This is a genomic window from Aliiruegeria haliotis (assembly GCF_003003255.1).
In the GTDB taxonomy this organism is placed as follows: domain Bacteria; phylum Pseudomonadota; class Alphaproteobacteria; order Rhodobacterales; family Rhodobacteraceae; genus Tropicimonas; species Tropicimonas haliotis.
Genome location: NZ_PVTD01000028.1, coordinates 1 through 5,553, shown reverse-complemented (window position 1 = coordinate 5,553; position 5,553 = coordinate 1). Strand labels below are relative to the sequence as shown.

Annotated in this window: 4 protein-coding genes; all 4 read right to left on the bottom strand. The window is 55.0% G+C overall.

Going from position 1 to position 5,553, the window contains the following annotated elements; translation table 11 throughout:
* A partial coding sequence (locus CLV78_RS23540) for a TniQ family protein (protein WP_211301071.1) occupies nt 1–551 on the bottom strand: 551 nt, incomplete at its 3' end.
* A gap of 177 nt (nt 552–728) precedes the next feature.
* The gene (locus tag CLV78_RS23535; protein ID WP_106208588.1) at nt 729–1,445 is read right to left on the bottom strand and encodes a M48 family metallopeptidase; all 717 of its coding nucleotides are present in this window, start codon (nt 1,443–1,445) and stop codon (nt 729–731) included.
* On the bottom strand, nt 1,442–4,660 hold the full coding sequence (locus tag CLV78_RS23530) for a type I restriction endonuclease subunit R (RefSeq protein WP_106208586.1): 3,219 nt from the start codon (nt 4,658–4,660) through the stop codon (nt 1,442–1,444). Before CLV78_RS23530 ends, CLV78_RS23535 begins: the two co-directional genes overlap by 4 nt.
* The coding region (locus CLV78_RS23525) for a protein kinase domain-containing protein (RefSeq protein WP_211301070.1) at nt 4,657–5,553 on the bottom strand (897 nt) is incomplete at its 5' end. The genes CLV78_RS23530 and CLV78_RS23525, both read right to left, overlap by 4 nt.

Sequence of the window (5,553 nt, the reverse complement as noted above, 5' to 3'; positions counted from 1 at the left end):
ATACAGGCCACCCGCGCCAGAAACCCTTGTTCCGATGGACCAGAGGCCAACGATGTACTAACAATCAAACCGGACCACCCATTGGGGGCACGCCACCAGTCTCCCCGCATCGTCATTTGAGTTAGCGGATTGGCACTATTGGATTCAGCTTCCTCAACATCTTCACGTAGACATACAGGGCAGCCTCGGATTATGGGGTTCCTAACTGCGCGAGTGACAAACACTTCATCCCGAAATGTCATTCTTACTTCGCCGATACTTCGCCCGGTCCAGGAGACGAGCTCTTCGAGTTGAGCACCAGTGAGTCCACCGCATGTAGCGAGGTCGTTCAAAGCATCTTCGTCCAAAGAAACGATCTTCTTGATCGAGAATCCCATATCCAAAGCGAAGTCAGTCGCACTCACCCCATTCATCGCCGCCATGCGAGATAGAAACGACGGGACCGTTTCCCTGTGTTTGGGTGTGGTACGAAGTGGGAGAAGCTTGGGCAGCATGCGCGAACGATTATGGTCGGTTTGGAGTGACTTCACCAATATGCCGAAGGTCCGCATGTCGGTCCACCAGCGTCGCGTCGCAACTCGGCGACGAGTGAACGGCGGGCAAATCCGCAATTGGAGGATCGCAGGGGAGGCTACATGAAATGCATGAACTGCGAACACTACTCTGGGATCTAACGAACTAGTACGTTGAGCGCACTGGAACGCAAAACTCTTAGTTTTCTTGCAGTATCAAGCCATCTGCCGCTCGAGCTTGAGTTTGCGTTTCTCCCAATCCGGCATGACGCGCCCCAAAAGATCGAAGAAGGCAGGGCCGTGGTGAGGGTGGCCGACATGGCACAGTTCGTGGGTAATCACATAATCTATCGCCTCTGTGGAGGCACTGATAAGAACACGATTGATCACTAAATTCTTCCGGCCAGTCATTGAACCCCATCGAGATTTCAACTCGCGAATGATGATACTGTTCGGAATGACTTTCTCGGGGTCTGGAAAACGGCCTCGGCAGATGTCCAGCCGTTCCGCGAACTTGATCTGGGCACGCTGCAACATCCAGTCTCGTACTAGCTCACGGGTGTGAGCGGCTCGATCTGGCTTCGTGCTCCAAACCATCAGTTGACCGCGCTGCATCTTGACGCTGTTCTGTATGCCGGGGATCACCTTGAGTTTGTACTGGCGACCCAAGTACAAGTGGGTCTCGCCGCCGATATAGCGACGTTCCGGCGTTTTAGGCTGGAATTGGTCGTAGTAGCGAAGCTGCTTGCATATCCAAGGCGCGCGTTTGCGCACCTTCTCGACGATACGTTCAGAGCTCGCGTCCTCGGGCGCGACAACCTCGACCTGCTGGTCAGGCAAGACGCTTATGGACAGGGTTTTGCGAACCCGCCTCACGACAGAAAAACGGATCGTTTCACTGCCGAAGCGTGCCTCAAGAACCTCAGCACTCATCCGGGGAACCTCGCCCGCGCGATATCCATGATCCGCAGCTCGATGTCGTCGAGAAGGTCGAGGGGAATGTCGATGCCTTTCTCGTCGCGCACGACGTCGAAGAAATAGTCGTCGATTGCGTTGCGCATGTTGTTCTGCGCCATTTCGTTCGACCAGACATCGACGATGTGGTGATCCTTGACGATCCCGATGATCGACTGCGCGACATCGGCTGTCACAGTATCTTCAACGCCGCCATTGATCTCCTTCAGGATCGGCTCAAGCACACCGAAGACGGCCTGAGCGTCCGTGTCTCCCTTGATGCTTTCGGGCATTTCACGACCATGATCGCGGCGCGCAACGCGCCCCGCCAAGTCCACGACCGTCTTAAGGTAGTCCTTCTCAGAAATCCGCTTTTCGCGGTAGTCGCGGATCGTCTCTGTCAGCATCTCGGAGAACTGCCTGTAGAAGGAAGGGTCTTCCTCCATCTTTTCCGTGATCGTGCGTTTGGTGGCACTTGCAATACGATCCGCCTTGGAGGCGGCAGTCGTACCCTCTTCTTCGATCACGGCGTTCAAGGCGTCAGGATCGTTAATGTTCACCAGGTCAATGATGACCTCGGCAGGTTTCGCGGTGACATGATCGTCGAGCAATTTCTGAATCTTGGGCTCGAACTCCTTCACATCGACTGTTTCTTGGTAGCGTAGCTGAACCGAGCGCTTCAGCTCCGAGAAGGCTTTCCAATCCTTCGTGAAGTTGGCAACCGCCGCCTCGTCGAACACGTCATAGAGCTTCTCGGAGGAAAGCGAGATGTGCAGACAGCGGCCATAGTCCTTCAGACGGGTATAGAAGCCTTCCCGTTTCGCGTCGTCAGCCAGGAGCTGCTCGAACTGCTCCATATCCTTCTTGTTGCGAACCTCCTTGAAGACATCCCACAGCTGGTCGTGCAGCTGCGGCAGCCTGCGGATTTCCTCCCGGATATCGTGCAACGATCCTGCAACATCCTCGCCGTCGAAACCTTCAAAAGCGCTATAGGTCGTCAGTGCCGTATCGAGTTCACCAAGCAACCCTTCATAATCAACGATGAAGCCGAATTGCTTCTCCTTGTCATCGTCCTCGTAGAGACGGTTTACGCGGGCAATGGCTTGAAGAAGATTATGTTCCCGCAACGGCTTACATACGTAGAGTACCGTGTTGCGTGGAGCATCAAAGCCGGTCAGAAGTTTCGAGACGACGATCAGAATTTCGGGATCGCCGGAGCCCTTGAAGGCGTCGATGATCTGGCGGTTGTATTCGTCTTCGGTCTTATGCTTGGCCATCATCTTGTCCCAGAACTTGCGCACCAAGTCCTTGGAATCCTGATCGACTTCCTCGTTACCTTCCTTGTCGTCGGGGGCAGAGATGATAATCTCGCTCGTCACATGGCCTATCTCGTCGAGCACCTCCTTGAAGCGCACGGCAGCTGCCTTTGACGGGGCTACCAGTTGCGCTTTGAAGCCGGTGCCCTGCCAATACTGGCGAAAGTGTTCGGAGATATCGAATGCCTTGGCGCGGATGGCTTGGCTCGTCTTTGACAGAGCATCCATGCGCGAGAACTTTCGCTTCAGATCGGCTTTCTGTTTCTCCGTCAGTCCCTCGCTGATTTTGTCAAACCAGGTATCGACGACATCGCCACTCACCTGCTGTTCGACCAAGCGCCCTTCATAGAGCAATGGGACAACGGCCTCGTCTTTAACAGCCTGATCAATCGTATACTTGTGGATGAGCCCACCGAACGTATCGAGGGTGTTCTTGTCCTTCTTCAAGAGCGGTGTGCCGGTGAAGCCGAGGTAGCAGGCATTTGGCAAGATACGTCGCATCTTCAAGGCAAACTTGCCGTGCCCGCCATAGCGGCCTGTCTGGCTGCGGTGACTCTCATCGACCAGAACGAAGATGTCGGCGCTGTCGTCCTTGAAGTTGTCCGCCTTCATGGCGGTATCGAACTTGTTGATGATCGTCGTGACCAAAGGTGTCCGGTTCTTGATCAGCTCGATTAGGTTTGCCCCTGTGGCCGCTCGAACGGGTTCAAGATCGCAGGACTTGAACGTGCCCTTGATCTGTTTGTCGAGGTCATCACGATCCGTGACGATCAGGATGCGGGGATTCCTTACGCCCTTATCGAGGGCAAGTGCTCGTCCAAGCATCACCATTGTTAGGCTCTTTCCCGAGCCCTGCGTGTGCCATATCACACCTCCCTTGCGGCGACCTTCCAGATCGAAGCCTTTCAGGCGCGCGAGCGCGGTTCGGATACTGAAGAATTGCTGATGGCGAGCGATCTTTCGCACTCCGCCATCGAAAACCGTGAAACGGCGCACAAGGTCGAGGAGGCGCTCCGGGCGGCACATTGCGTAGATGGCTCGATCCTGCTCACTGATCGACCGCTCCCCTCCCGCTGCCAGCTCTTCGAAGAAGACGTGCGCATCGGCCATGTCGCCGGAGAAAACAGCGGTCTTTTCATCCGCCGCTAGAGGGCGGTTGATCGTTGCAGAGATATCTGCATCCTGATCCTCTTCATCGCGCCAGATTTGCCAGAACTTGCGCGGCGTGCCCACGGTGGCAAAGCGGGCTTCCCGCCGCTTCATGCTCATGAGCAACTGCGCATAGTGAAAGAGCTGCGGGATGTTGTCTTCGTTCTGATATCCGATCAGCTGGCTATCGGCCTTCCTTAACGTCTCCGTGGGACGCTTGTTCTCGATGACAATGAAGGGGATGCCGTTCACGAAGCAGACAATATCGCAGCGCCGCGTAGAGGTGCTGGCTGTCCGCTCGACACTCATCTCCGCCGTCACATGGAAAACGTTGTTCTCGGGCGTCTCCCAGTCGATGTACTTGAAGGAATAGCTCTTGCTGTCGCCCTCGATGGCTTTTGAGATCGTCGTGCCCAGAACCAAGAGATCATAGATGTCCTGATTTGTGCCCCTCAGCCCCTTCAGCTTGTCAGGGGTCGGTTTGAGACGGCGCAGCGCCTCATGGGCGTCCTCCAGGTCAAAAGCATAGCTCTTGCCGCGATAACTGTAGCTGTTGAGCTTCAGCATCTGCTCCACAACGATGTCGTCGAGGATCACGCTGCGGGTTTTCCCCCGCAATTGATCCACGTTCGTCTGTGACAGTGGTTTGAACCCTAGCGCAACCAGCGTCTGGATCGCCGGTATCTGGGATTGGAACTTTTCAGCCGGATTGAATCCTTGAGAACTCATAGTCCCTCCACCACTGCTTTGATGAACTTTGCGACCTCTCGCTTCGCAACTGCACTGCTTAGGTTGCATTGGCAGAACTTCGAAACGCGGGTTTCACGGCCAGTTTTTTTGCTTCGCCTAAAGGCAGTCACGTCATATGCATTCCCTGCCTTCTTGGTTTCAGCAATTCGGTAGATGTACGCCCCATTGAAGCCGATGAAGTCACCGCTTGCGTCGACCGTCCAGAAACCTGGGTAGTTGAGTTTCTCTAGCTCCCGACGCATTTCGAGAGCCGATCCATATCTTTCATTCAAATCGGGATGTGTCGCCTTCAGAATAATTCTTCGCAGACGTGAAGGCACAAAAGTAGGAAAATCTGATACGGAGATGAGCTGAGCTTGTGCCACCGCATCATAGTAAGATTGCTCGCCGAGTGCGCTGAACTTTTGACGAAGATCGTTGAGCCCTACGGCGATGCGGAACAAGGTAAGGCCCGCTTGAAATACATCAGTCTGCGCCGTGATCCCGCTCGACGTGTGCACCTCAGGAGCGGCATGGATCTTGTAGAACATCGGGGCAGGTATTGGAGCCCCCCCCTGCGTGACTCCCACAATGCCGTAGTCAGTCAACATGCCTTGGCCCTGCGCGCCGATAAGTACGTTTTCGGGCTTGATGTCGTTGTGATAGAAGTCATGCCCATGAAGGTACTCGAGTCCGCGAAGGACATCCTTGCCTAGACGGATGACTTCAGGGAGCGGCAAGTACATCGATGGGTTGGCAAGCGTAGTGATCGGGCCATTGGGCATGTAGTCCATCGCTTGGCGTGCCCCCAATGGGTGGTCCGGTTTGATTGTTAGTACATCGTTGGCCTCTGGTCCATCGGAACAAGGGTTTCTGGCGCGGGTGGCCTGTAT